Source organism: Desulfogranum mediterraneum DSM 13871 (assembly GCF_000429965.1).
Taxonomy (GTDB): domain Bacteria; phylum Desulfobacterota; class Desulfobulbia; order Desulfobulbales; family Desulfobulbaceae; genus Desulfogranum; species Desulfogranum mediterraneum.
The window spans coordinates 1-26,660 of record NZ_KE387007.1; the positions used below are offsets into that span (position 1 = coordinate 1).

Here is a 26,660-nt window from a genome sequence, read left to right on the forward strand (position 1 = left end):
AGACTACAACGTTGATAGGTCGGGTGTGGAAGTGCAGTAATGCATGGAGCTAACCGATACTAATTAGCCGTGAGGCTTAACCATATCCTTTTTTAAACAAAGTATTTACCCTGCTACTTTAATTGTCACAGTTTTTGATATATCGGTGACCATAGCGAAGAGGCTCCACCCGTTCCCATTCCGAACACGGAAGTTAAGCTCTTCAGCGCCGATGGTACTGCATGGGTGACTGTGTGGGAGAGTAGGTCGTTGCCGATTCTTTTATAGAAAAAGCTCCAATCATCATTGATGATTGGAGCTTTTTTTTTGGGGTTTTGAATCTGGTCCTTTTCCAGCTGCCGGGCAATGATCAGGGCTTGAATCGGAACAAGGCCGGCAGGTTCATGATGTGAGGCCCTTAAAGGGCCCTGAAATCAAAATGACTACAATTCATGATCTCAGGGGCGGATGGAATGGCTCCGTGCCTTCCCAGGGGCTGATGAAGGGGTTTACGGGCCTCGGGATCTGTTTCCCCGCCTTTTCCCAGGCCTCAGTCCATAGTGCTGAACCACAGCCTGAGACCTTCACTCCTCCCGCTCCAGAATCTTGTTTACTGCCGCAACCATACTCTCCTTGGGCAGGAGGCGTTGAATCGAATCTACCCCATCTTACTTTCGCAATATTCGGCTTAGAGAGAGTGCCTCGATCACCATCTTTTCCATGGCGTCCCTGTGGCTGCCCGGCCAGTAGATTTTATCACAGCCCGGGCAACGGAAAAAGGTATCATAATATTTACGGGTCAAGGGTTCCAGCAGGGGCAGCAGATCCTCTTTGGCTGCCGGTTGCAGCAGTGCATTGCACTTTATACAGCGACTGAATGGGTTGAGCCGCCCAGACAGGCCGTAGTAGGCGATAATTTCAGCCAGCTGTTGAATGGGATCTTCTGAGCGGATCAGGTGGCCGTGTTCGATAATTTTTCGCCGGAGCAGACCACGATCCCTGCTCAGGAGGATACATCCCCTCTGGGCAGCCAGCAGGGCGAGCTCGTGATCGGTCCATTGGGGCTGATATAGGGTATCCATCCCGATCATGCGCAGGTAGGTTCGCAGCCTGGCCACATTGACATCCACCAGGAAGCGGAGTCGGGGCAGTGGCTTGGGGCGCAGGAAGCTGGGCCGGCATGGATCCACTGGAGGAACAAGGGGGTAAATCCGGATCTGGTCGCCGGGACAGGGCTGATAAGAAAAGTCTACGCTCTTGCCATTGACAGAGATGGCGCCGATCTCTGTGTGGGGAATGGTGAAGGACTCGATGGTATCTTTGATGGACGTCCGGTGTTCGAGGCTGTGGTAAAGCCTTGGCATCATTCGCAGGGAGCCCTGCAGAAGAGGGCGCAGCGCGCCATGAAACTCCAGACCTATTGCCCCGCTTTCTTGACCAGGGGATATTTTTTTATCGGCACACATAGAGGTGGGCTCCTCTCCGCCCCTTGAACAGGTTTCCCGCACTGCCGGCCGGACGCTCAACGCATGGAAGCTGCTACGCCACCTGGTGTCGGCCTTGTCCGCAGCACAACGTTTGTCTGATCCTCTCAACCCTCCTGCTTACGCCCCTGCCAGCACTCGGCGGATGGTGCTGGCAATCTTGAGCAGCTCATAGGGCTTAACCACAAAGGCACTGATGCCTGCCTCTCGGGCCACCTGTTCGTTGAGCAACTCACTGTAGCCACTGACGAGAATTATCGGGATATCCGGGCGAATCCGGAGACACTGCCTGGCCAACTCAATACCGGTCAGCTTGGGCATGGTCATATCGGTGAACACCAGGTCAAAGGCCTCGGGGCTGCTTCGAAACAACTCCAGGGCCTCAAGGCTATTGGTGGTGCCGGTGATAGTGTATCCCAGGGTTCCCAGCATCTCTTCCCCCATGGTCACCAGCATTGGTTCGTCATCCACCAACAGGATGTGTTCGTCTCCCCTGGGCGCTACCTCTCTTTTCAGAGCGTTGCCACTGTGGCGGAGATCCTTTTCCAACCGAGGCAGATAGACCTGGAAGGCACTCCCTCTGCCCGGCTCACTGTCCACGCTGATCGCGCCATTATGCCTTTCAACGATCCCCAGGACAACGGCGAGTCCCATACCCGTCCCCTCCCCCGTCTCCTTGGTGGTAAAGTAGGGTTCAAAGATCCGTTCCATCAGTGTTGGTTCAATACCTTGGCCGGTATCCCTGATCTCCATCCTGATATATCGACCAGGAGCAAGTTCTGGAATCTGAGCAACAGGCGCATCGGCTGTCTCGACCGGCTCCAGGGTTATTGTCAGCTTGCCCCCTGTTCCGGCCATGGCCTGGGCGGCGTTGCTGCAGAGATTCATCAGGACCTGGTGCATCTGGGTGGCATCGGCGAGAATCGTGTCGTCTGGTTGGCTGATTCGAAAATCCCGACTCAGCTCAATGGTGGTTGGCAGGGATGAGCGGATGAGCTTGAGTACCTCCTTGGCAATCAGGATCAGGGATATCGGTCGTAACTGCTGTTCACTCTGACGACAGAAGGTGAGGATCTGATTAACCAACTCCCCGGCTCGTTTCCCTGCCTGGTAGACCTGGCCCAGATAGCGTTGTACATCAGGGGCAATGGGGCTGCTGGTCAGAGCCATCTCGGTGTAACCGATGATGGCGTTGAGGATATTATTGAAGTCATGGGCAATGCCGCCTGCCAGATTGCCGATGGCTTCCATCTTTTGGGACTGGAGCACCCTGGCCTCCAGTTTTTTTCGTTCGGTGATGTCGATCAGTGAGGCCACCTGCCGGCTGCTCCCCGGGATGGTGACCACCGTGGTAAACACCTCCACCAAGCGATGGTCTTTTCTCTGGATCTGTGCCTCGTAACTGTCGGCTGCTCCTTCAGCCGCCACCTGCGCGTTGGCTTTGCCGAGCCGGAGCTGCTGTCGACATTCCCTGACGATCAGCTGGCTCCAGCTCATGGTTCGCTCTATCTCTTGACGGGAATAACCGGTGAGCCGGATAAATTCAGCGTTGACCAGGGAGATGGAGAGGTCCTCTTCGAAGATGACCATTGCGGTGCCGGTATTGTCAAAGATGGTCCGATAGCGTATCTCCGAGTCGCGTAACTCCTGCTCCATCCGTTTCCGCTCGCTGATATCCAGGACCGTGATGTTGTATTCCCGGGCCGGACCTTCTTCGGTTGTGCTCCCTGCTAGTTTCTCCTTGTCCCTCTGTTGGTGAGGCGAAGCGGCGATCAGTGTTGAGTTTAAGAGGACATCGATAACACGGCCGTCTCTGCGGCGAAATTGGCTCTCAAGACTGGCCATGCCCTTTGCTTTGATCTCGGCATGGATCTGGTCTCCGACCCGGCTGTGCTCATCTTCCGTGAGGTAGATCAGGCGGCTCGACCGTCCCACCAACTCCTCCTCAGCATAGCCCAGGATTTCGCAGAGTCGGGTGTTGACCTCCAGAAAGATGCGATTGGCAACAATGGCAATACCCGTTGGGGATGCCCTGATAATGCTTTCCATCCTGGCCTCTTTTTCCTGCAGGGCTCCGACGGATTGCCGCCGTTCTTTCTCGGCGCGCAGCGCCCTGAGCCCATAGGCGACATCGGCTGCCAGTTGGGTGAGCAGCTGCTGCTCTTCAACGGTAAAGGCCGCCGGTTGCTGGGCCACGATGCAGAGGACCCCGGTCTGGCGGTCAATGAACAGGGGAAAGGCGATCACAGAACGACAGCGTCGCTGCTCAACGGCAGGACACCAGCAGGCAAGGTCCGTGTCTTTGCTCAGGTCCTCATAGACAACCGTTTTACCGGTCCTGATGGCCCGGCCAAGGGGGTTTCTGCCCTCCTGGCGATCCGCCCAGGAAAGATGGATCTCGCTTTTCAGGCAGGCGAGTTCGCAACCGGCATAGGCCACGGGGCGAACGGTTTGGGCCGGATCCTGTTCGGCAAAGGCGACACAGGCCGTCTTGTAGTTACCGCTCTCCACGATGATGCGGCAGATGCCTTCGATAAAGGGCAACTCATCCGTGGAGTGGACCAGGGCCTGGTTGCATTCACTGAACATCTGCAGGGAACGATTCAGTCTGCGCAGTTCTCCCTCTGCCCGGTTTCGCTCCTCGATCTCTGAGCTCAACTCGGCATTGGCCAGGGAGAGCTGATCGGTACGCTCTGCCACCAACCTGGTCATCTCCTGCTGGAGGCTGTAAAGGCGGAGGTGGCTTTCAATCCTGGCCAGAACTTCGACCGGTTCAAATGGCTTGGAGATATAGTCAAGGCCACCGACGGCAAAGCCCTTGAGCTTGTCCTCGGTCTCGCCCAGGGCACTGATAAAGATGATCGGGATATGGCAAAAACGTTTGTCTGCCTTGAGGGTGCGACAGACCTGGTAGCCGTCCATCTTCGGCATCTTGATATCGAGCAGGATGAGATCCGGCAGCTCCACCGCCACGGAGCGCAAGGCCAGGGGACCGCTGGTGGCCGGGCGCACCCTATAGCCGTGGTCAGAGAGTACCTTGGCCAGGAGTTTAATATTGCTCGGGACATCGTCCACGATCAGAATCTGGTGTTTCCCGGCATCAAAGCTCTTATCGTTCATCATCGCCTTCCTGCACGCTGCTCGTCTCCTTTTCCAACAGTTCCAGTAATGGTTGATAATCCATACTCTCGACCTGTGCCTTCAGGGCTGCCTGGGTAGAGGGGGCCTCGACCGTCTCGACAAGCTCCCGCATCCGGAGGGTATCCAGGTGCAGCACGGCCTCATGGAGTTCCCTGCGCAGCTCAGCGGGCAGGGACGCCAGCTGCGCCGGTGTCACCCTCTCTTCCTTATACTCTCTTTGCACTCCTTCTCCCAAGGGTTCGTAGCGATAGCGTACCCCAAGGTAGTGGGCCAACATCCCAAAAATTTCCTGATGACGAAATGGTTTGCATACCAAGTCGTTACAACCGGCGGCCAGAATGGGGCCTCGTTCTTCCTTAAAGGCATGGGCGGTCAAGGCAACGATGGTGACCTCATCTCCCCCCTCAGCGGTCATGGCCCTGATCAGTCTGGTCGCCTCCAGGCCGTCCATCTTCGGCATCCGGATATCCATCCAGATAAAGTCAGGGTGCCAGCGGCCAAAGGTCTCCACGGCCTCTGCTCCATCCTCTGCCTCCCGGACCGAGAACTCGGCGTTTTTCAGGAGATGGACCAGCAGGGTCCGGTTTTCCTCCCTGTCTTCCACCACCAGGATACGGGGGACCTGCTGACCCGCGGCCAGGCCGATGACCCGTTTCTGGGGAGAGGGGACGGAGAGCGGACCCTGCTCGGCCTCTTTGACCGGGATGGCCAGCCGGAAGGTGCTGCCGAGACCAGGCTGACTGCTGAGGCCGAGCTCACCGCCCATCATCCGGGCATATTCTCGACTGATGGTCATGCCCAGGCCGGTTCCGGTCTGGCTGTGCCGGCCGCTTTCGGTCTGGTCAAAGGAGCTGAAGACCCGATCCTGTTCATCTGCAGCAATGCCCGGGCCTGTGTCGCGGACCTCTACGATCAGCACCCGGGATTCAGGGAGCCTGGTGCTGAGGGAGAGGGTCACGGAGATGGAACCCCGGTCGGTGAATTTTTCGGCATTGTCGATGAGGTTGACCAGAATCTGTTGCAGTTTATGGCCGTCCACCACCAGGTAGCGGGGCAGCTGTTCCAGGCCCTCAAGGTGGAAGAGGACACCCTTGGCCGTGATCCTGGGACGGAACATCGCGTCCAGATCGTGACAGAGACCGTGGATATCACAGCCCGCCTCTTCCAGGGGATTGCAACTGGATTCGATTCGGGAAATTTCCAGGATATCGTTGATCAGGGCCAGCAGGTGCTCTCCGCTGCGGTTGATGGTGATCAGGGGCTCCTGCTGGTCTTCAGGGGTTGCAGGGTCCTGCTGCATCAGCTGGGTATAGCCCAGGATAACATTCAGCGGGGTGCGCAGCTCATGGCTCATGTTGGCCAGAAAGGTGCTCTTGGCTTGGTTGGCCGCCTCTGCATGCTCCTTGGCCCGGGCCAGTTCGGCTGTGCGTTCGGCGACCAGTTCTTCCAGGTGATCCCGATAGTGGACCAGCTCCTGCTGGGCCTCTTTCATCTCGGTGATGTCGTTGATGGCGGCGAAGCTGCCGATAAAGGCCCCCTCTCTGTCATAGAGGGGTTTTGGGGTGACCATGCTTACCAGGGACTCACCGTTTTCTTTAATCCACTCCAGCTCATAGCGCTGGGACGCGTTCTTGCGGCGTTCTGCAAACTGGGCACGAAACCTGGTCCGACTCTCCTCGGTGAGCAGGGAGACCAGTTCCCGCCCCAGCAACTCCTCCCTGGGGATATCGATCATGATGGCGAACTGGGGGTTGGCATAGGAGATCTGCTGGTTGAGGTCAATGGAGACCACCCCCTCTCCCATGGTTTCGATCAGGGCACGGTAGCGTTCTTCACTGGCTCTGAGTTCAATTCCCGCCTGTCTGCGTTCGGTGATATCGGCGTGGGTGCCGACCATACGTAGCGGTTTGCCTGACTCATCATGTTCCACCACCATGCCCCGGGAACGGATCCAGCGCCAGTCGCCGGATTGGGTCCGCAACCGGATCTCGATCTGGAATCGTCTGCCGTCCAGGTACTCCCGGACCGTTTGTTGGGCTTGCTCCCGGTCATCGGGATGAATCAAGCCCAGCCAGGAGTCAAAGTTCTGGGGGAAGGCATAGGGTGGGTAACCCAGCATGGTATAGTAACGGGGACTGAAAAAGGCGGTCCCGCTGGGGATATCCCAGTCCCAGACGCCCTCGTTGATGGCGTCCAGGGTCAGGGTCAACCGTTCCTGACTCTTCTGTAGGGCTGCCTCGGCACTTCTTCGTGCCGTCAGGGTGGCCAGCAGCCAGAGGAGCAGCAGAGACTCGGCAACCACAAAGCCGGCTATGGCGAAGATCTTGCCCATATCCCGTTCATAGGGGGAGGCTGGTTTGTTGATGAGGATGCTTCCGGTGGGCAGCTCGTTCTCGTCGATATTGAAGCGTTGCAGCTGGGAGTAGTCAAAGAAGGCCCGGGTAACTCCCTGCCTGAGAACCGGGAGCGTATCAGGATCTTCGCCTGCCAGGATGCGTTTGCCCAACTCGGCGGCAAGTTTCCCCTGGTAGTAGCCGTCAATCAGCTCCCCGCCCACCACACCGTATCCCAGATAGAGCTCCAGGAGGGCATAGATCGGTACCGGGCTGGCTGCAGATAGGCGGCGGGCAAAGTCGGGGGCCGCAAGGTAACGGCCGGCCGCGTCCCGGAGGAATACCCCCAGCAGGACCACGGTGTCATCCGGAAGTTTTCGAACATGCGCCATGGCTGCCTCTTCGGTCATGGCTGGGGCATAGCTGATCTTCAGCCGGGGATAGCGGCCGGTGAGTTGTTCGCGAATAGAGTCGGCCCAGGCCCTGCCGGTCAGATCAGGATCATTGAGGACAAAGACCTCCCTGGTCCCCGGATGGAGCTTGAGGATGATCTCCAGGGTCCTGGCAGCATCAAATTCTTCTACCGCCCCGGTGACGAGAGGCTGGTCCTTTAGCATCTCGTCGCGGAAGAAGTTGACCCCGCAGAAGACCACCGGAACCAGGCCGAACAGCTGCCGGCGATACTGGAGCAGGAAGTTCAGGGCAAAGTTATCCGAGGCCAGGATCACGGCAAAGGAGGTGTTCCTGTACTTATGGGCGTAGAGTGCGCGGAGCATCCCGATATAGGTAGGGTCGGCAATCCGCTTGGTATCCATGTATTCAAAGTGGAGCTCCAACCTGTTGTCAACGGGCTGGAGCGCCTCGGTCACCGCCCTCTTGATGCCATCGTCCCAGCGCAGGCCGGGGTGGTAGGAGGCGAGAATGAGCACATCTCTTCTGGAGGCGTCAACCGGCTCGGCTGTCCATGCCAGGTGATCTGTCGCCAGCAGGACAGCAAGCAGCGCCAAGAGCAGTATGGCTGGTCTCAGGCTGTTTACCCTTGGTCCTCTCAACACGCCTCGCCCTGTTTCCAGGGGGGCAGCCGAGGTCCGTAGGGGCAGGGGTGGGCCCTGCTCTGCCCTGTTGTCTGCTGAAGGGGAGGAGATTCGGTCTGCAGATCGCGTCGGCAAAGAAGGGCCAGATGCTCCCGAGTTCAAGCCGTGGCTCATCTCTGCTCCTTTCAGGCGCAATCCAGGACCTGGCCATCGTTTGCCAGCACTTGGATTGCGGGACCATCTGATCGTAAGGAGTGGGTGGAGCAGCTCAGGCAGGGGTCAAAGGCGCGGATGACCGCCTGGAGGCGGTTGATTACCGCGTCGGTGAGTTTGGGGCCTGTGAGGTAGTGGCGGGCTACCTGGAGCAGGCCCCTGTTCATGGCCAGGTTGTTGTTGCCGGTGGCCACAATTAGGTTGGCCCAGGTCATCAGGCCGTTGTCGTCCACCTGATAGTGATGAAACAGGGTGCCGCGGGGGGCCTCGACCACCCCGATACCCTCTGGGAAGTTGGCCTGACCAAGGGCCCGGACCCGGGGACTGAGGATATCCGGATCTCGGAGCAGGCGTTCCAGGGTTTCCAGGCAGTAGAGGATCTCAATCAGCCGTGCCTGGTGGTTGTAAAAAGAACTGAGCAGCGGACCCTGGTCCTGTCGACGAAACTCGGTCCACTCCTGGTGGGCCAGGGGGGTGGTGATGCCGTTACAGACGTTGAGCCTTGCCGCAGGGCCCACCCGGTAGATACCCTCCGGGTAGCCCAGGGGTTTGTAGTAGGGGGATTTAAGGTAGGAGTCTTTTTCGACGGCTTCACCAATATATTCCTGGTAGCGTGCGGGATCCACCTGATCGGCGACGATCTCTCCCTGTCCGTCGATGAAACGGAGCTTCCCCTCCACATGGGCAAGCTTCCCCTGCTCATCGACCAGGCCTAAAAAGGAGCTGGGGAAGTTGGCAAAGGTCGCGATCTCCCCCTGGTATCTATCCATGGATTGTTTGCAGAAATCCAGGCTGCGTTTGATGATCTCCAGGCCTTGGGGGAGGAGGGAGAGCAGCTGGTCCCGATGCTCCGGGCTCAGCGGTTGGTTGACGCCCCCCGGGACTACCCAGGAGGGGTGGATACGTTTGCCGGCAAAGCCCTCGATCACCTGTTGGCCGATCTTCCGCAGCCGGATGCCGTCCTGGGCAAAGGCGGGGTTTTCCTGTAATACCCCGAAGATATTTCGGTTGTCCGGATCCGAGTCCATGCCGAGCAGCAGGTCCGGTGAGGAGAGATAAAAGAAACTCAGGGCATGGGACTGGATAAATTCCCCACAGTTGAGCAGCTGGCGCAGTTTTGCAGCGGCCTCTGGTACCCGGATGCCCATGATAGTGTCACAGGCCCGGGCCGAGGCCAGGGAGTGGCTGATGGGGCAGATGCCGCAGATCCGTTCCACCAGGGCGACCATCTCGGTGTAGGGTCTGCCGGCACAGAATTTTTCAAAGCCACGCAACTGGGTCACATGGAGGCGTGCATCGGCGACCTTTCCCTGCTCATCCAGGGTGATGGTAATCTTGCCGTGACCCTCGATCCGGCTGACCGGCTCAATAACGAATTGCTGCCCCATAGAGCTGCTCCTGCTGTTGGTTGTTTGCCGTGTTGGCTTTTCTGTTCAAGCGCCGAATCTGCTCTTAGCGCTGAGATCCGGGATGCGGCCTGCCAGTAACTCGCTGAGTAAAAAGAAGATGGCCTCGCTGGGCGGTGGGCATCCCGGCAGGAAGAGATCAACCTCCACATAGGCGTGGAGCGGACGGACTCGGTCCCGCAGAGGCGGCACCTCCTCTTTCGGCAGCTGCAGCTGGCTGCTGGCCGTGGCCGTATAGACATGACGTAGCACCTCTTCCAGCTTGAACGCGTTGCGCATGGCAGGTACATTGGCCGTTACCGCACAGTCACCCAGGGCGACCAGCAGCCGGCTCTGTTTGCGAATCAGCTGTAGTTTCTTGAGGTCGTCTTCGTTGCCCACCGCACCTTCCACCAGGGCGATGTCAACCGCCTCAGGAAAGTCGAGGGTATCCACCAGGGGACTGTAGACCAGTTCAATCTGCTCAGCGAGCTCCACCAGCCGTTCATCTATATCCAACAGGGACATGTGGCAGCCGGAGCAGCCGTCCAGCCAGGTTGTGGCGATACGTGCTTTGTTCATGGGCGTGCTTTCCCTTTTCAAGGTGGCCTCAAGTTACTCCCGCCTGTTTGTCCGCATGGCCAGCAGCTGGGGGAGAAAGTGGCGATGTTTGATCATCTCGGCAACGGATGTCCCTTTTTCTGAAAGGGCACCGGTCGGACAGACCTGGACGCATTTGCCGCAGGCGGTGCAGCTCTGAGAGGAACCCCAGGCTTGGTTCAGGTCGGTGATGACCCGGGAGGAGATGCCCCGGCCCATCACATCCCAGGTATGGGCCCCCTCCACTTCCGCACAGACCCGGACGCAGCGCAGACAGAGGACACAGCGGTTGGGGTCCCGGATAAAACGCGCATGGGAGCCATCCACCTCCAGGCGAGGGTGGAGGTACTCGTAACGGACATGGCTCAGCCCCAGTTCCACGGCCAGCTCCTGCAGTTCACAGTGGCCGTTGGAGACGCAGACCGCACAGACGTGATTGCGTTCAGAGAAGAGCAGTTCCAGGATCTTGCGGCGGTAGTCCTGCAGGCGCTGGGAGGCGGTGCTGATCACCATCCCCTCCTGGGGATAGGTCAGGCAGGCAGGGACCGGCCTGTTCTGGCCGCTGATCTCGACCAGGCATAAACGGCAGCCGCCATGACCGGACAGGCCGTCGAGTCGGCAGAGGGTCGGGATATGGATCTTGTTCTGGCGGGCAATCTCCAGGATGGTCTCATCGGCCCGGCCGCTGAGATCCTGGCCGTCTATCTGCAGAGTGAGGATCCGTGGCGGAGGGGTGTTTTCTTGACTGTTTCGGGAAGCTGGGGAATGGTTCATGGCCTCTCCCTGGTGGTCGCCATGCTGCAATGGTGGGCAGGGCAGCGTTGGTTGTCAATATGGGCCCGGTACTCGTCTCTGAAATAGCGCAGGGTACTCAGGACCGGATTGGCTGCGGTCTGGCCGAGTCCGCAGAGTGAGGTGTTTTTGACCAGGTCGCAGAGTTCTTCCATGGTGGCGAGATCCCCTGGTGTGGCCCGCCCCTGGGTTATCTTGCTGAGCAGGGCATGGAGCTGGGTGGTGCCCACCCGGCAGGGCACACACTTGCCGCATGATTCGCTCATACAGAATTCCATGAAGAACCTGGCCACATCCACCATGCAGGAGCTTTGATCCATGACGATCATCCCGCCGGAGCCCATGATCGAGCCGACCTGGGCCAGGGACTCATAGTCCACCCCCATATGCAGATACTGCTCAGGGATGCAGCCGCCCGACGGCCCGCCGGTCTGCACGGCCTTGAAACGGCCTTGGTCCGGGATGCCGCCGCCGATCTCGAAGACGATCTCGGTCAGGCTGGTACCCATGGGGACTTCGATCAGGCCGGTTCGGCAGACCCGACCGGCCAGGGCAAAGACCTTGGTGCCCTTGCTCTTTTCCGTACCGATAGCGGCAAACCAGTCACTGCCGCGGCGGATGATGGGTGCAATGTTGGCAAAGGTCTCCACGTTGTTGATCAGGGTCGGGCAGCCCTTGAGCCCGCTTTCCGCCGGATAGGGGGGGCGGGGGCGCGGTTTGCCCGGGAGCCCTTCGATGGAGGCAATCAGGGCGGTCTCCTCCCCGCAGACAAAGGCCCCGGCGCCCAGCCGTAGCTGAAGATCGAAACTGAAGCCGCTGTTACAGATATTCTTGCCCAGGATCCCCAGCCGTTCGGCCTGGGCGATGGCCTTGCGTAGCCGTTTCACGGCCAGGGGATACTCTGCCCGGACATAGATGAAGCCTTGGGCTGCACCAAGGGCATAGGCTGCGATGGCGATTCCCTCCAGCACCCGGTGGGGATCGCTCTCCAAGACGCTGCGATCCATGAAGGCGCCGGGGTCGCCTTCATCGGCGTTGCAGATCACATACCTGGTCTGACGGAGTGCCTTGGCAACGGTGCTCCATTTCAGGCCGGTGGGGTAGCCTGCCCCGCCCCGACCGCGCAGGCCGGCCCTGGTGATCTCCTCGATCACCTCGGCCGGGGTCATCTCGCGGAGGACGGTATAGAGGGCCGCATAGCCTTCTGCAGCGATGTACTCTTCGATCCGTTCCGGATCGATGCTGCCGCAATTCTCCAGCACGATCTTGTGCTGCTTGCTGAAGAAGGGCAGGGTGCCTGCACCGTCTGCATCTGTCTTTGCGGTGCTGGTCAGGCCATCGACTATGGACCCGGCATCTGTTGGCGCACATCCCTGATAGAGCCTGTCTGCCGAGGCGACGGCGACCAGGGGCCCGGCAGAACAGAGCCCCAGGCAGCCGACCCCCTTCACCTGGACCTCCTGCTCCAGCTCCCGATCAGCCACGACCTGCTCCAGGCTCTCCTGCACCTCCCTGCTGCCGCAGGAGAGGCAGCCGGCCGCCTGGCAGACATGGATGCGGTGTTGAAAGCCCTGTTGGCGCTGCTCTTCCGCAGCCGCTATCTGTTGGAGGTCTTTATGCTTCAGGGTCATGGCTGAGCCACCTCTCTAGCTGTTCTTCCATCAGCGCTGGGTTGAGTTTACCGGCAACCCGGCCGTCAAAGACCGCCGCCGGCGCCAGCCCGCAGGAGCCCAGGCAACGGGCAACCACCAGTGAGACCTTGCCGTCTTTGCTGGTCTCGCCGGGACCGATGGCAGCGGATTGTTGGATTTGGTCGAGCAGGGCAGAGGAACCACCGATATAGCAGGCCGTACCCATGCAGACCACACAGCTGTGTTCGCCGGGCGGCTTGAGCGAGAAGTAGTGGTAAAAGGTGGCCACCGCATAGACCCGGCTCAAGGGGACCCGGAGGACATGGGCCACATAGGCCATGGCCTGGTGGTCAAGAAAGCCGAAGGTGTCCTGGACGGCATGGAGCGTTTCAATCAGGGCCTCGGGCTGATTGTTGTTGAGGCGCATGGTGCGGTTGACCTGCCGCCATTGACGATCTTGGGTCAGGGCGGCAAAGTCTTTTTCCGAGCAGATGTTGGCTTCAGCCTGCTGTCTCATGATTCCCCCCGGTGCTCGGAGCACCTGTAGAAGTGGACCTCAGTGAAGTGAAAGAGAGCTGCCGGCTGCGTATACCGGTAGAGATGTATCTATTATAGTGCTAATTTTTTGCAAGAGCCAATAAATAAAAGTGTCATTTTAGAGGTGTGAAATATTGGTCTTTTTCCTCTTGGCCTTGACAGGCTGCTCGGTGGAGCAGGCCCCTGTCTTGGGCCCATTCTCACGACAACAATATCGCAGCTCCCTTGGGTGCTCGATTCGGGCTCAGGGCGTTGGGAGATTCGGATAGACCCAAAAAGATCAGCAGCTCGCTTGATTGCTTTGGGGGTGGAGAGCTTTTGTGCTACCATCGATCCAGATGTCAACAGCAGGGGGCTGGAGTGGTTTGGCCTGCAAGGGAAGATCTATTCAGAATCAAGAGGGAGAGCAATATGCGGTTCGTTCAGCTGGTACTTTTCGTAATGGTCGTCCTCCTGGCCGGGTGTGCAGGGTTCAATCTTGATGCCCCAAAGGGGGTTGTCGACAATACCTTCTACTCCTCAAAGTTTCCCAGAATCATGGTTGAGGTGGAGGAGACCCTCCACTATCAGCAGAAGGAAAACAACAGGGAGCTTGCCCTGGGCAGTAATCTCAGGAGATCGACCCATGTAGAGCAGGATCTCTACGCCTTTGTCAGTGAGGATAAGAAAAGCGTTCTGGTGATCCGGGTCGAGCGGCTGCGGGAGCTCAACTGGTATATGAACACCCCGGACTACTCTCAGCAACCCAACTGCTACGCCAGCGGCACGGAGAGCCTGGCCGGGGTCCGATTCAGCACCGGGATCTCTGCAGTCAGGAAAAAGAACCACACCCTGCTGCTCAAGAGTTATGGGGCCGTTTTTGGGGATGCGATCCTCTTACAGATCTTTTACGCCGAAGAGGTGGCTGATAGCTGGGCGCAGACCACCTCCCTGCAGAGCAAGGAAAAGGCGGCTGAGCTGGAGGCCTTTAATCAGCGGGCAGGGCGCAGCTTTACGGTGGGCGACTACAGGGAACCTGCAGCCCTGGCGGCCAGCAATTAGGGGGAGCTGGCTGTAGCTTCCGGGATATTTAGAGTAACTCCAGTGATCAAGACGGACTTTCTTGAGTCGGTCAAACAGGCAAACTATGGAAGAGGCCCTCTAACTATGGAAGAGGCCCTCTGTTGGTGATCAGATAGAATCGGAACGATTTGCTGGCTGCTGCTGTCCGGTTTTCAGAAGGGAGATGAGGAGCAGGCTGGTGAACAACGACAGCAGGCAAACACTTACGACCCCATGCCATCCATAGGCGCCCCAGACCGGTCCTAATACCATTGAGGCTAAGCTTCCCCCGCCAATGCAGAAGAAGATATAGAGAGATGAGGCGCTCCCTAAAAGCTCAGGCGAGACGCTGTCTCCAACCAGGATGAAGACCAAGGGCTGACAGAGATAGACCGAGAGAAACAGGATCAGCAGGCCAAGGCTTATCCCGGGGAGAGTTGATGATATCCCCACCATACAGCAGGAGATGAGAGCGGCAGATAGTCCCCAAAGGATGATCTTGCCAATGCTGACCCTGTTGGCCAACTTTCCTGAAAATGGGGCAACAAGTGCTGTGATGCCGGCAAAGCTGATCCAGCCAATCTCTCTGGAGCTGAAGTTGAACGGAGGGTTGTTGAGTCGGTAGCTGAGGAAGGTAACAATGCCCATGAAGCTAAAAAAGAGTGTGCCTCCGACCAGCATCAAGCCAAGAGTTCTCATCCTCAACAACAGTTGATATGATTTTTTGTAATCATCCGCAAGGCTAAGAGTTTTCCCCTCCTTTGGTTCCTGGGGAGAGGGAAGTGAAAGCAGGGTCATTGTCGAGGTTATCAGGACCATCACGGCAAGGGTCCTGTAGCTCCACTGCCAGCCGATGACGGACGTCAAAATGCCTGATAATACTCTGCCAAATATCACCCCTAAGGTTGCAGCTGCGACGATTGTGCCAACATAAAAACCCCTATGGGGGTGGGGTGCAAGCCTTGAGATGTATGGAAACATTGCAGCAGGAATCAGCGCCGCACAAAAACCTATAGCTGTCATACCAGCCAACAGACCGTTAAAGCTCGCTGCAAAGGAGGTTGTGATCAGCGTTATGGCCAGCATCGCCGCACCCCAAAAAGAAATTTTGGCCAGGTTTCCCCTGTTCATCAAGGGCCCTGCAAGAAGAAAGGTTATTGAGTAACTCAGAGAAACGGTACTAAACGAGATCCGTGCCAGGGCGATGTTGACCTCGAAATATCGTGAGAGCTCCAGGAAAATTGACTGATTCATAAACACCGTGGAAACGGCCAGCATCGTCGCTGAGCAAGCGGACAAAATTGTTACTATTTCAGTCTTTTGCACGGTGGTCCTCGTCTCGTGATTGTCGATTCTTACGTTGCGTGGTACGCTGATCCTGTACTGTTAATCTGTATTGTATTATACAAATGTAAAATATAATATCAAGAGTAAGGGCGATAGATGAGCAAACTCGATTTTTCGATATTACGAACATTACGCATCAAGAAGGGGGTCTCGGCCGAAGATGTTGCCCGGGCAACTGGCCTGACGCGAGCCACAGTGGTTAAAGTTGAGAGTGGGGAGGGGAACCCTACAATGAGTACGGTTGGAGCACTCGCAGAGTATTTTAAGCTCTCCTCCAGCGAATTGATTAAGATCGCCGAAGGTTCCAGTTGCGAGAAGGTGGTCTCCAGATCCATGAAACGCGGAAAGGTCAAGGGCCGTATGCTCTCCTTCAAGGATCTCGAACTGTTTCATTTTCAGGTGAGCGCCGGTGCAGAGGTCGAATCAGATCCAAAACTCCATGAACACACCAGAGAGGTCTTTTTGGTGTTACAGGGAAACGTTCTGGTTACCGTTGGTGAAGAGGTCCATGAATTGAATTCAGGTGATGCCATTCGCTTCAAGGCACTCCAGCAACATAGCCTGTCGGTGCTTGAGGATTCAGAGATCGTGATGATGCATTACAATGTTTGATGGTCCCTTTTTTCAGAGAGGGCCTCTTCGCTAACAGTAGCCGTGGAACCTGTTGCAAGGGGAATTGCTCAACCACCTGCCCCTGGCAGGGGCCCTGATAACAGGGGCTGGATTTTTTACGCTGGCCAGCTGGAGAAAAGTGGTTCTTGAGCGGAGAAAAATGCGCAATTTCTTGCCTGACCAGGGCTGTGTCATTATTGTCTGCCTGTTAAGAGAAGTGCTTAAAGGGTGCACCTGGGGTGCCGGATAATTGGAAGGAACAGGGAGGAGCTTGGATGATGGATGCGGAAAAATTACTGCGCAAGGTGTTGGCTGGAGCGGTGCAGGGCAGCAGCGGCAAGAAGAAGAAAAAAAAGAAACATAAACGAAGTGATGATCTTATGGGAGGGGTCCTGGGTGGACTTGCCTCGGGCAAGGGCCTGATCACGGCCATCGGGCTGGGCGTTGGCGCCTATGAGATCCTCAGGAAGAAGTCGCCTCCAGCCGTCGGCCACACTCCTGCGCCTCCCCCGGGGAGCAACTCCTTCTCGGCCGGCCCGCCTGTTGGTGCTGCTGTGCCGCCCCCTATTCCTCGCTCCTCCCCTGTGCAGGCTGCTTCGGATCCGGCTGCAGGGACGGCAGGGCGTCCACTGAGCCCGGCAGAAGAGGAGAGCGGAGGCGCTGAGCAGGAGTTGGCGCTCAGGCTGATCCAGACCATGGTGGCGGCCGCCCATGCCGACGGGAGCATGGACAGTGGAGAGGAACAGCGGATCCTGGCCCAACTCCAGCAACAGGGGCTTGATCAGGAAGAGAAGCTCTTTCTCCTGGCCCAGCTGCATCACCCCAGAACCATCGACGAGTTGGTGGCCGGGGTCGATGAACCCCAGGTTGCCCAGGCCATGTACAGTCTGGCCGCCTCCACCATCGTGGTGGACACCCCTGCGGAGCGGCAGTGGCTGGATCAGCTGGCCGCCGCCCTCTCCCTCTCCGCCAACATCCAGCACTTTATCGAGCAGGAGCTGTAAGCGCGGCCGAGCCGACCAACAGGTTGGCTGTCCCCGCACCATGGGACGGGGCCGCTGGCCGGGCTGGAGCTGCTACTTCTTAGATGTTGTTTTGCTGCTGGTTTTCTTTTTCTTGGTCCGCCTCTTCACCTTTTTTTTCTTCCGGTCCCGGTCATAGGGGCTGTCCACCTCATACTGCCGGCCGTTGATCTCCAGGTCCAGGTCGCCGTCCGCCTCAAAGCTGTATTCAAAGGGGAGGTCGGTCCTGGGTTGCTGGAGACGGTTGAGCAGGTAGTTCTTGCCCTGGTAACTGACCTGGACCTGGTTGGCGGAGAGATAGCGGGCCTCAAAGGGAGGCGGCTCGCCACCGCAGGCGGCAAGCAGGAGGGGGACCGCGCAAAAGAGGAAGAGTCGGTGAGAGAGGTGCATGGTGTCTCCTGGACTGATCATGGATGGGAAGGCCTTTCCGATGAGCATAGCATGAACCAGGGGAGAGTTCATGGTCAAGCTGCACGCTTTTGCTTAAAAAAAAGCCGGCTAAGGGGGGCAGCGGTTCATGGGCGCTGTGCCGGTGGGCTGGGTGGATGGACCCGCTCGTCGCGGGAGGCGGAGATCTCCGGGAGCCGGCAGCAGGAGCCATTGCGGGGAAGGGTGATATCCAGTCGGGTCCCCTCTCCGGGGGTGGAGCTGATCTCCATGCTTGCCCCGATATTCTCCAGTCGATCGCCAAGGGTGGAGAGGCCGAAGCCCCTCTTCATGGTCTTGATATCAAAGCCGCTGCCATTATCCTCGATCTCGATCCGATGGCGCTCCTTCTCCCGGGTGAGGACCACCGAGGCGTAGCCGGCCCGGGCATGTTTGATACAGTTAATCACCCCCTCCCGTACCGAGCGGTAGAGGGTGACGCGCTGGTGTTCGTTGAGCTTGAGGGGCTCGTCCAGCAGGTTGAGAAAATCCATCTCCAGGTTATGGCGGGTCGAGGTGTCTTTTACCAGCCATTCCAGGGCCGCCTCCAGACCAAAGTCATAGAGCACCGGGGGACTGATCTGAAAGGTGAGGGAGCGGGTCTCCTCCAGGGCGGTCTGCAGGTGGTGCTCAACCTCCAGGAGGTCCTCCTGGCCGGGGGTCTTGCGGTTATGCCTTCTCAGGCCCGAGAGACCAAGGGCCAGCAGCTGGCTGACCGAGTCGTGGAGGTCCTCGGCCAGGGCCCTGCGCTCCCGTTCTTCGGTGGTGACCAGTTCGGTAGAGAGATTGCGTAAGCGTTGCTCGATATTCTGGCGCTCAGCGTCCATCAGTCGTTTCTGGATGTTGACCAGGTGCTCGGATTTTTCCCTGATGATCCGCTCCCGGCTGAGGATCTCCCGGTTATGTTCGGCCTGGATCAGCTCGGTGTTGCGGATCAATGCAGCCACCGTGGGTACGGCAGAGAGCAGCCTGGTCCAGATGCGTTGGCGAAATCCGGGGTCCTGGAAGGTCAGTTCAAAGTCATAGATGGCCTGGCCCGGTTCACCATACTCCCGGGGACCGGCCTCGATGCAGCTGAGCTTGCTCTGAATACGGCTTACCCCGGCCAGCCGGGCATAGGATTCAAACACTCCCCGGTGCCATTCCATGCCGAACTCCTTCATGATGATGTCCGGCCTGTGGATCAGGCGGATGACGATATGCCCCCTTTTCATGCTCCGGATGAGTGCCTCCTTGGTCCGGTTGTACTTGTCGTTTTCCCGGACAAGCCGTTCTGTCAGCCGGTAGGGACCGATCAGGGGGACGCCGATGGCGGTTTTTAGGCAGGATTGACTCTGGTAAAAGCTGCTGCCGCAGAGGTAGGCAAAACCCGGATCAGGAAGCAGCTCCTCTATGGCAGTATAGAGGGCCATCATCAGCCGGTTGGAAAACCAGTAGTCTGCAGACTCCAGATGGTGGAGGCTGAGTGGTTCGAGTCGGCCGTTCTCCAGGTTCTTGAGGCTAAAGGGCTCGCCTTGTTGGACCAGGGAAAGGAGTTCATCCAGGTCCAGCTCCGGATGGTGCCGGCGCAGACAGACGATCAGCCAGGCGGTGTTGAGGCTGGAGACCTGTTTGGCCATGGGGGCAGGCAGCAGGCCGCTTGGGGCCTCCTGGCCCGCCTGGCCCCGGCCTTGTGGCTGGTCAATCTGAGTCGATACGCATGCCATGGGCTGGGCCTGAAGAGAGGGAGCGGTTTGGGAGCAGCCGGCTGGGGAGCTGGCTGCCCGTTATTGAGGAATCTCGCGTCAGCAAGAAGCCTTGAGGGGGACGAGTTAGAGCTGCCAGGAGAGGGTCATGGCCAGGGAATGGTTGTCCTGGCTGTGGCTGCCGTTGAGCACGGCTGCCGGACCGTCATTGTCGATCTCCCGATCCTGATAAAAATCATAGGCATAGCTGAGGCGATAGCTGAGCCTGCCTAACTGTTTGCCGATACCAACGGTGAGGGTCTGTTTGTCCATACCACTGGTGCCGGGCTCAAAGGTGGCATCAGGCACCGGATTCTCCTCATAGAGGTAGCCCAGAGAGAAGCGGTAGCCGGCAGCGTTCTGATAACTGCCGCCTAGCATGTAGCCCCAGACATCATCCCAGTTCTTGGGGATGAAGGTCTGCCGTTTCCCGGCCACGGGCAGGGCCGTGGTGACGCTCAGGCGCTCATAGCTGGAGTAGTGTTCATAGCGCAGGGCCGCCTCTACCACCCATTGGGGGCTGGGTGCATAGGCGATGCCGACAAAGAATTGAGCGGGCAGGGTCAGCTCTGCAGCCGCCGAGGTGGCAGGGAAGAGCGAGGAGAGCATGGTCGGTGCGGTTTTTGGCAGGTCATAGTGGAGGTCGCCGTCCAGGTCGAGCTCCACCTGGCTGCGGTAGGAGGCGCCGATGGTCCACTGCTCGACCGGGTTGAGAGTGGCGCCGATATTCCAACCATAGCCGGTGGCGTCACCCTTGAAGCGTTGGCGGCCGTCGGCCTGGGCAAAGGCCTGGAGCGGGATCATCTGCTCCAGGGTGGCTTCGGAGCGTACGGCCCTGATGCCGACAGCCACGGCCAGGCGTTCATGGAGTTGCATGGCCAAGGAGGGGTTGATGTCCCAGGTGGTCAGCTCCGAGGAGGTGGTGAGGTAGCGAAAGATGGTATCTTCGGGAAACTCGCTTCGCAGGCCAAAGCTGTTGTTGACCCCCAGGGCCAGGGAGCTGCGCTCTGAGAGGCGGTAGCTGGCACTGAGGTGCATCGGGGTACAGATGTTGTGCTCCGACTCATAACTCTGCCCGGTGCGTGTGGAGTCCAGTTCTTTCTCCGGGGATACCAGGGTCAGGCCCAGGTCCAGGTTGAAGCCGTTGAATTCCAGCTGCAGGGCCGGGTTGTAGAAGAGGGAGGAGAGGCCTTCGGCGTGGGCCACAGAGGCGTTAGCTACCCCCATGGGGCCTGCCCCCTGGGTAAAGTTGGAAAAACCGGCTGCCTGGGCGCTTCCGCAGGGGATCACGGTCAGGAGGATGAGGGCCTGGATCGTAGAGAGAGAGCCTGGCCACAGGCAGCGTTTTATTGCGGCTGTGTTGCTGCTTCCGGGGCCGGGACAGGGTAGAGAGATTCATGCTACTCCTTGGTCAACAGTGGTTTGGTAGAGGGGGCTTTTCCCGGGAGCCGTTGGCGAAGATGGCCGCTTCCAGCCTCTTCCTGTCCAGGCCATGGTGCGGGGGCTGGTGTTGGTCCAGGTTCTGGTGGTGCGTTTGAGCGGCTTCAGGAGGCAGAGCGGCTCTGTACCTGGAGAAAAAACGCGAATATACCATGATTGCCCTCTTGTTCAGCAAAAAAGGGCAGAGAGACAGTCCCGATAGACAGCTCCGAAGGGCTCAGGGTACCACCGGGTGGCGACGCTGCGCTGCTCCCTCTGCTGCCGGGCCGATGATCTTGCCGGATCTGCCCAGAGGATAGGGGTGTTTACGGTACCAGACCGAGACCACCTCGATGTTGAAAGGGCGTTTGAGGCTGTAGATCTTGACGAACTCCTGCTCCAGCTTTTCCGGATCATAGTAGTAGCGGTAGATGGAACCTTCCGGGTTGTCCCTGCCCCGGCCATCGTTGATGGTACCATTGATATGGATCATCAGGTAGTTGACCTCCTCCATGGTGTAAGCGGGGTGAAAGCCGTTGAGGTTGATCAAGCCACGGTGTTCCATCCGAGGCCGGAGGATATGGTCGGCATGGGTGAAGTGGAGGATCCGTTCTCCTGGAGGGATATTCTCCCGCATCCATCGGCAGGCCTGTTCCAGGCCGTCGGACGGGGTCTGGGCAACACTGCGGTAGCCGATGGTGGAACGACCTCCCAGGTAGCGTGCTCCCAGCCACTGATAGCCGTTGAGGTGGGTGTAGGGGTAGGTGCGGACCAGGTCGATGGTGGTGGTGACCAGGGCGGCAGCGATCAGGATCCAGGCTGTCCGTCGGTAGCGGCCCAGGAGGTTCTGCACCAGGTCGGCCAGGAGGATGGCGGCAACGGGGAAGAGGGGCATCATGAAGTAGGTCTGGGCATGGACCATCTTCAGGATCAGGAAGGCCAGGTAGAGCAGAAAGAAGATCAGCGGGGTCCGCAGGGCTGGACGCCGCTGCCATTGGCAGAGGGCTGCCACGATCCCCAGGCAGAGGCCGATACCCATGATCAGGCCGGACTTGAGGAGCAGCACCAGGAAGTGGAGCACGGCCGCCTCTCCGGCAAAGGCCCAGCTGAAGGCATCGTTGCTGGAGGTGAAGATCGCCGCCAGGCTGGTGAGGATGGTCGGATTGGTGATATGGACCGGCGGCAGGACCAGGAAGGTGACCGCGGCCAGGGCCAGGACCAGCAGGGGAGAGCCGAGGTAGCCGGCCCTGTGTTTGCGTTTGAGGCCAAGCAGAAGCAGCACCAGCAGCCAGAGGCCCAGGGCGCAGAGGTAATGGCCGAGTACCGCGGCCTTGCTCAGGCCTTGATAGGCAGCGGGGAGCTCCTCAAGGTCTGCCGGGCCAGCCAGATAGTAGCCCCCGGCCACCACCAGCAGTCCCAGGCTCAACAGCCCCAGGCAGAGCACGGTTCTTCCCAGGCCGAATTTCGCCACAGGGGCAGGAGGGAGGGGCAGCCTGCCTGCCGTGGGCAGCAGCAGGCTTAAGGTGGCGGCTACCACCAGGGCTGCTCCCGAGGCCTTGGCCGAGAGCACCAGGCCCAGGCAGAGGCCGCAGGCCAGGACCCACTTCAGGGTCTGCTCCCTTTTCAAGGCCGTCACCAGGTAGAGCAGCCAGCTGGCCAGGCAGGTGATGAAGATGTCGCCCTCGGTAAAGGCCACCCTGGAAAAGGAGAGGAAGTAGGGGCTGATGGCCATGATCAGGCAGGCAATCAGGCCGGTCTGTATGCTGAACTCCCGGCGGCAGTAGAGAAAAACCGCGACCAGGGTGAGGATACCCAGGAGGCAACCGACCAGGCGGGCTGCATGGAGGGGGTTGTCGCTGAGATTGAACAGCAGCCAGGAGCTATACATGGGCAGGCGGACGTTGGTGGCATCGAGATCGCTGCCCCTGAGCCAGCCCTGGGGGGCGGCATCGTAGCTCTGGGCAATGGTGAGGTCGGTCTGTTCATCAAAGGAGATCCCGATCTGGGGAATCATCGGTACGATCAGTACCGTATAGAGCAGGATGATGGCTGTCAGAAGTACATAGGGGAGAGCCGTGTTGCGGGGCATGTGTATCATGGGAAGCGAAGATCTGTCCGGTTGCTGACCGGGATTTGGCGGGCTGAACCGCTGGTTGGCTTTGCCGGCGGGGGCGTGAATGGGGCGTGGCTATCGCTCCGGGCAGCAGCGTTTGGGCTTCGGTCCGGCACCGGTCGAGTTTGTGACCGTCGATCATGAGGCGACAGCGTGCACGGCCGCAGAGGATACCACATTGGGAGAGTGGCGTCATGGGGAAAAACTGTTCTGCCCTGATTTCAGCTGTGGCGGTCGGTGCAGGGCGGCTTGGAGCGGTTGGTATTGATTGTTTTTCAGGCGGCGTTCTTGTTTGATAGCCAGGGCCTGGCTCCGGCACAGAGGATCAGAGGAGCCCCGGGTGCTGGTTGATCTCTTCCTCGATCTTATCCGGATCCGGGGCATTGTAGCGAATCAGGTTCTGGAGATGGACCAGGCTCTCCGGCTCGATCTGGTTGAAGCAAATCGCCACCTGCTCAGGCGTCACCCGGATAATCTCACCCTCTACCTCGATCCTGGGCTGGGCCTCGGGGCTGTCACCCAGCGGGATGGTGATATGGCAGGGCCCCTGCCGGGCATACTCCGCTTGTGCCGGGATCAGGCAGCCGCCGATGGCGATATCATCCAGGGTATCGATCAGGTAGGCCGAACCATCGGCCAGGGTCAGGGTCAGAGAAAAGTTGAGATGGATGCGAGAAAATTTTCTTTTTTCCGATGGCATAGTTCACACCTGGTCAGGGGTTGGGGAGGTCATCAGCTGCCTCCTGCTGAGGTCTCGGTCCACTCTTCCCGGTGGACCCGGGCAGGGTTGTAGCGGGTTCGCGCTTCAGCCGTCTTGGCCGGCCAGCCCAGGGCAACTGCGGCAACCGGGATGATCCGCTCAGGCAGACCGAAGAGTTCGGCCAGACCGCTCATCCGTTCTTTTCGCGGGTGCACGCCGACCCAGCAGGCGCCCAGTCCCAGGACATTGGCAGCCAAAAGCAGGTTCTCCATGGCCGCGCTGAGGTCCTGGAGCATGAAGGAGAGCTCCTGATCCAGGGCCAGCTCAATATCCCCGCAGACCAGGATTCCCAGCGGCGCCTGCCGCAGCATCCGGCCATAGGGCTGGATCCTGGCCATGGCGCGAAGTCTCTGCCGATCGCGAATGACCAGGAAGTGCCAGGGATCCTTCTTCTTGGCCGAGGGCGCGGCCATGGCAGCCTGGAGGAGGTCTTCCACCAGTTCGTCGCTGACCGCCTGCTCGGTGAAGGAGCGGATACTGCGTCGGGAGAAGATGAACTGCAGCGCAGGGTTCATCGGCTCACTCGTCCGTGGCCCGCCGGCTCTGTCGGGCGTCACGATTTTGTTGGAGATAGTCCGTGACCAGGGCTGCGGCATTTTCCGGGCTATCCACCACCTTAAAGAGGTTGAGGTCTTCGGGGGCGATGCAGCCCTGGAGGACCATCTCCTTTTGGACCCAGTCGAGCAGGCCCTGCCAGTAGCTGCTGCCAAAGAGAATGACCGGGAACTTTCTGATCTTGTTGGTCTGGATCAGGGTCAGGGATTCAAAAAACTCGTCCATGGTGCCGAAGCCGCCGGGGAAGATGACATAGGCCATGGCATGGCGGACAAACATCAGCTTGCGCACAAAAAAGTAGCGGAAGGTAATGCTGACGTTCTGATAGGGGTTGGGCGCCTGTTCATGGGGTAGGACGATGTTGAGCCCCACCGAGGTGCCGCCGGCCTCAATGCAGCCGCGGTTGGCGGCCTCCATGATCCCCGGTCCGCCGCCGGTGATGACGGTCAGCTGCTGGGCGGTGAGCAGGGCAGCGGTCTTGAGGGCGGCCTGGTAGTAGGGGGAATCTTCCTGGAAACGGGCGCCGCCGAAGACCGAGGCCGCCGGACCGATATCGTTGAGGGTTTCAATGCCGTCAATGAGCTCCGACTGGATCCGAAAGATCCGCCAGGTTTCTGAAGTTCTCAGGTCTTCCATAGGGGTACCGGTGAAAAGGCCCCGCTAGCGTGCGCTACCGGGGCCGATTGAATTGATCTGAATCAGAGGGCGTCGAGGGGATGCCAGGCCAGGCCCATCTCCCTGCTTCGCCCTCCTGATGATATGTTATAACAAACCGTCAAAGAAGTCATTACCCTTGTCGTCGACCAGGATAAAGGCCGGGAAGTCGACTACTTCGATCTTCCAGACCGCTTCCATACCCAGTTCCGGGTAATCGAGGCACTCGACCTTCTTGATGTTCTCCTCAGCCAGCAGGGCTGCAGGACCGCCGATGGAGCCCAGGTAGAAGCCGCCATGCTTCTTACAGGCATCGGTGACCTGCTGGGAGCGGTTGCCCTTGGCGATCATCACCATGGCTCCGCCCTTACCCTGGAGCAGATCCACGTAGGAGTCCATCCTGCCGGCCGTGGTCGGGCCAAAGGAGCCCGAAGGCTTGCCTGGCGGGGTCTTGGCCGGACCGGCGTAGTAGACCGGGTGATGCTTGAGGTACTCGGGCAGCGGCTCACCGCTGTCCAGCAGCTCCTTCCACTTGGCATGGGCAATATCCCGGCCAACGATGATGGTTCCGCTCAGGGAGAGCGGGGTGGAGACCGGGTGCTTGGTGAGCTCGGCCAGGACCTTGTCCATGGGTTGGTTGAGGTCGACCTTGACCACCTGGGCGTCGCTGCGGTCACGATACTCTGCCGGGATCAGCCGGCCGGGATCGCTGTCCATCTGCTCGATCCAGAGGCCGTCCTGGTTGATCTTGGCCTTGATGTTCCGGTCTGCAGAACAGGAGACCCCCATGCCCACCGGACAGGAGGCGCCGTGACGGGACATCCGGACCACCCGGATATCGTGGGCAAAGTACTTGCCGCCGAACTGGGCGCCCAGGCCCAGCTTCTGGGCCTCTTCGAGCAGCTCAGCCTCGAGCTCCACGTCCCGGAAGGCCTGGCCCAGCTCGTTGCCGCTGGTGGGCAGCTTGTCCAGATACTTGGCAGAGGCCAGTTTGACGGTCTTCAGGTTGCTCTCTGCGCTGGTGCCGCCGATGACAAAGGCGATGTGATAGGGTGGACAGGCGGCGGTTCCCAGGGTCTTCATCTTCTCCACCAGGAACTTTTTCAGGGTGCCGGGGTTGAGCAGGGCCTTGGTCTCCTGGTAGAGGTAGGTCTTGTTGGCGCTGCCGCCGCCCTTGGCCAGGAAGAGGAACTTGTAGTCGTCCCCGCCAGTGGCGTAGATGTCGATCTGGGCAGGCAGGTTGGTCTTGGTGTTGACCTCATCATACATGTTGAGGGGGGCATTCTGGGAGTAGCGCAGGTTCTCTTCGGTATAGGTGGTGAAGACCCCGGCAGAGATCTGCTCGGCATCGTCGCAGCCGGTCCAGACCTTCTGGCCCTTCTTGGCAACCACACAGGCGGTGCCGGTGTCCTGACAGACCGGCAGCACGAACTCCGAGGCCACCTCGGCGTTGCGCAACATCGCCAGGGCCACTTCCTTGTCGTTGGCCGAGGCCTCGGGATCGCTGAAGATCTTGGCAACGCTCTCGTTGTGGGCAGGGCGCAGGAGAAAGGAGACCTCGCGCATGGCCTGGTTGGCGATCACCTTGATGGCTTCCGGTGCGACCTTGAGGATCTTTTCACCATTGAACTCTTCTACGGAGACGTACTGTTCAGAACCTTCAAGTAAGCGATACTTGGTTTCATCTTTTCCCTGGGCAAAGGGATCCTGATATACAAACTCTGCCATGATACTACTCCTTATGGGTTGAATAGAGTGGAACCGATTGGCCGGCAATCGGTATATTCAAAAAGGTATACCCCCCTTTTAGATCGTGTTGCTGAGGCGGCTGTGGCGCCGGGAGTTATGGCTCCGGCCA

At 59.0% G+C, this 26,660-nt stretch carries 20 protein-coding genes and 2 rRNA genes; 5 read left to right on the forward strand and 17 right to left on the reverse strand.

Annotation, left to right across the window (positions count from 1 at the left end; translation table 11 throughout):
- Together G494_RS0119400 and rrf are read left to right on the forward strand one after the other, a co-directional pair.
- Window positions 1-84: ribosomal RNA gene (locus G494_RS0119400) — 23S ribosomal RNA — on the forward strand; the annotation flags it as partial.
- 57 nt (window positions 85-141) lie between these two features.
- Window positions 142-258 (forward strand): 5S ribosomal RNA (rrf, locus tag G494_RS0119405).
- Between the two features lie 389 nt (window positions 259-647).
- Here the strand turns inward: rrf and G494_RS24590 are convergent.
- The 8 genes from G494_RS24590 to hoxE all read right to left on the reverse strand — a co-directional run bounded on the left by G494_RS24590 (window position 648) and on the right by hoxE (window position 13,109).
- The gene (locus G494_RS24590; RefSeq protein ID WP_051305896.1) at window positions 648-1,445 is read right to left on the reverse strand and encodes a Mut7-C RNAse domain-containing protein; all 798 of its coding nucleotides are present in this window, start codon (window positions 1,443-1,445) and stop codon (window positions 648-650) included.
- Window positions 1,446-1,583: 138 nt separating this feature from the next.
- The gene (locus G494_RS25845) at window positions 1,584-4,586 is read right to left on the reverse strand and encodes a response regulator (protein WP_084457116.1); all 3,003 of its coding nucleotides are present in this window, start codon (window positions 4,584-4,586) and stop codon (window positions 1,584-1,586) included.
- Window positions 4,573-7,866 (reverse strand): PAS domain-containing protein, encoded by a 3,294-nt coding sequence (locus tag G494_RS25850; protein WP_153305963.1) that lies wholly within the window; start codon window positions 7,864-7,866, stop codon window positions 4,573-4,575. Before G494_RS25850 ends, G494_RS25845 begins: the two co-directional genes overlap by 14 nt.
- A 290-nt stretch (window positions 7,867-8,156) precedes the next feature.
- Complete coding sequence (locus G494_RS0119430; RefSeq protein ID WP_028585846.1) at window positions 8,157-9,572, reverse strand: Ni/Fe hydrogenase subunit alpha; 1,416 nt, start codon at window positions 9,570-9,572, stop codon at window positions 8,157-8,159.
- Between the two features lie 45 nt (window positions 9,573-9,617).
- A complete protein-coding gene (locus tag G494_RS0119435; protein WP_028585847.1) occupies window positions 9,618-10,151 on the reverse strand; it encodes an NADH-quinone oxidoreductase subunit B family protein in 534 nt (177 codons plus the stop codon).
- A gap of 33 nt (window positions 10,152-10,184) precedes the next feature.
- Window positions 10,185-10,943, reverse strand: coding sequence for a bidirectional hydrogenase complex protein HoxU (hoxU, locus tag G494_RS0119440; RefSeq protein WP_051305899.1), 759 nt, complete (start codon window positions 10,941-10,943; stop codon window positions 10,185-10,187).
- A complete protein-coding gene (locus G494_RS0119445; protein WP_028585849.1) occupies window positions 10,940-12,592 on the reverse strand; it encodes a NuoF family protein in 1,653 nt (550 codons plus the stop codon). The genes hoxU and G494_RS0119445 overlap by 4 nt, the downstream gene beginning before the upstream one ends.
- Window positions 12,576-13,109: a bidirectional hydrogenase complex protein HoxE gene (hoxE, locus tag G494_RS0119450; RefSeq protein WP_051305900.1), complete on the reverse strand. Its 534-nt coding sequence runs from the start codon at window positions 13,107-13,109 to the stop codon at window positions 12,576-12,578. Before hoxE ends, G494_RS0119445 begins: the two co-directional genes overlap by 17 nt.
- Before the next feature lie 431 nt (window positions 13,110-13,540).
- Between hoxE and G494_RS0119455 the strand changes: the two genes are divergently transcribed.
- Window positions 13,541-14,170 carry a hypothetical protein gene (locus G494_RS0119455; protein WP_028585851.1) on the forward strand — a complete coding sequence of 210 codons (630 nt, stop codon included), beginning with the start codon at window positions 13,541-13,543 and terminating at the stop codon, window positions 14,168-14,170.
- A gap of 129 nt (window positions 14,171-14,299) precedes the next feature.
- Here the strand turns inward: G494_RS0119455 and G494_RS0119460 are convergent, their stop codons facing one another.
- Complete coding sequence (locus G494_RS0119460; protein WP_153305964.1) at window positions 14,300-15,496, reverse strand: MFS transporter; 1,197 nt, start codon at window positions 15,494-15,496, stop codon at window positions 14,300-14,302.
- Window positions 15,497-15,613: 117 nt separating this feature from the next.
- Here G494_RS0119460 and G494_RS0119465 point away from each other — a divergent pair, with 117 nt between their 5' ends.
- Together G494_RS0119465 and G494_RS0119470 are read left to right on the forward strand one after the other, a co-directional pair.
- Entirely contained in the window at window positions 15,614-16,129 is a 516-nt protein-coding gene (locus G494_RS0119465) for a helix-turn-helix domain-containing protein (RefSeq protein ID WP_028585853.1), read from the forward strand.
- A gap of 275 nt (window positions 16,130-16,404) precedes the next feature.
- Window positions 16,405-17,133 carry a DUF533 domain-containing protein gene (locus G494_RS0119470; RefSeq protein ID WP_028585854.1) on the forward strand — a complete coding sequence of 243 codons (729 nt, stop codon included), beginning with the start codon at window positions 16,405-16,407 and terminating at the stop codon, window positions 17,131-17,133.
- 72 nt (window positions 17,134-17,205) lie between these two features.
- On the opposite strand, the gene G494_RS0119475 is transcribed toward G494_RS0119470, so the two are convergent.
- The 8 genes from G494_RS0119475 to G494_RS0119515 all read right to left on the reverse strand — a co-directional run bounded on the left by G494_RS0119475 (window position 17,206) and on the right by G494_RS0119515 (window position 26,530).
- Entirely contained in the window at window positions 17,206-17,541 is a 336-nt protein-coding gene (locus tag G494_RS0119475; RefSeq protein WP_153305965.1) for a hypothetical protein, read from the reverse strand.
- A 125-nt stretch (window positions 17,542-17,666) separates the two neighbouring features.
- Window positions 17,667-19,283 (reverse strand): sensor histidine kinase, encoded by a 1,617-nt coding sequence (locus G494_RS25855; protein ID WP_084457120.1) that lies wholly within the window; start codon window positions 19,281-19,283, stop codon window positions 17,667-17,669.
- Between the two features lie 105 nt (window positions 19,284-19,388).
- Window positions 19,389-20,591, reverse strand: a complete 1,203-nt coding sequence (locus tag G494_RS0119485; RefSeq protein ID WP_028585856.1) for an OmpP1/FadL family transporter — start codon at window positions 20,589-20,591, stop codon at window positions 19,389-19,391.
- Between the two features lie 367 nt (window positions 20,592-20,958).
- Window positions 20,959-22,818, reverse strand: a complete 1,860-nt coding sequence (locus tag G494_RS0119495) for a glycosyltransferase family 39 protein (protein ID WP_084457123.1) — start codon at window positions 22,816-22,818, stop codon at window positions 20,959-20,961.
- A 340-nt stretch (window positions 22,819-23,158) separates the two neighbouring features.
- Window positions 23,159-23,533, reverse strand: a complete 375-nt coding sequence (locus tag G494_RS25860; protein ID WP_028585859.1) for a PilZ domain-containing protein — start codon at window positions 23,531-23,533, stop codon at window positions 23,159-23,161.
- Between the two features lie 32 nt (window positions 23,534-23,565).
- Window positions 23,566-24,108, reverse strand: coding sequence for a nitroreductase family protein (locus G494_RS0119505; RefSeq protein ID WP_028585860.1), 543 nt, complete (start codon window positions 24,106-24,108; stop codon window positions 23,566-23,568).
- A gap of 4 nt (window positions 24,109-24,112) precedes the next feature.
- On the reverse strand, window positions 24,113-24,784 hold the full coding sequence (locus tag G494_RS0119510; protein WP_028585861.1) for an LOG family protein: 672 nt from the start codon (window positions 24,782-24,784) through the stop codon (window positions 24,113-24,115).
- Window positions 24,785-24,910: 126 nt separating this feature from the next.
- Entirely contained in the window at window positions 24,911-26,530 is a 1,620-nt protein-coding gene (locus G494_RS0119515) for a fumarate hydratase (RefSeq protein WP_028585862.1), read from the reverse strand.
- Window positions 26,531-26,660 lie beyond the last annotated feature (130 nt).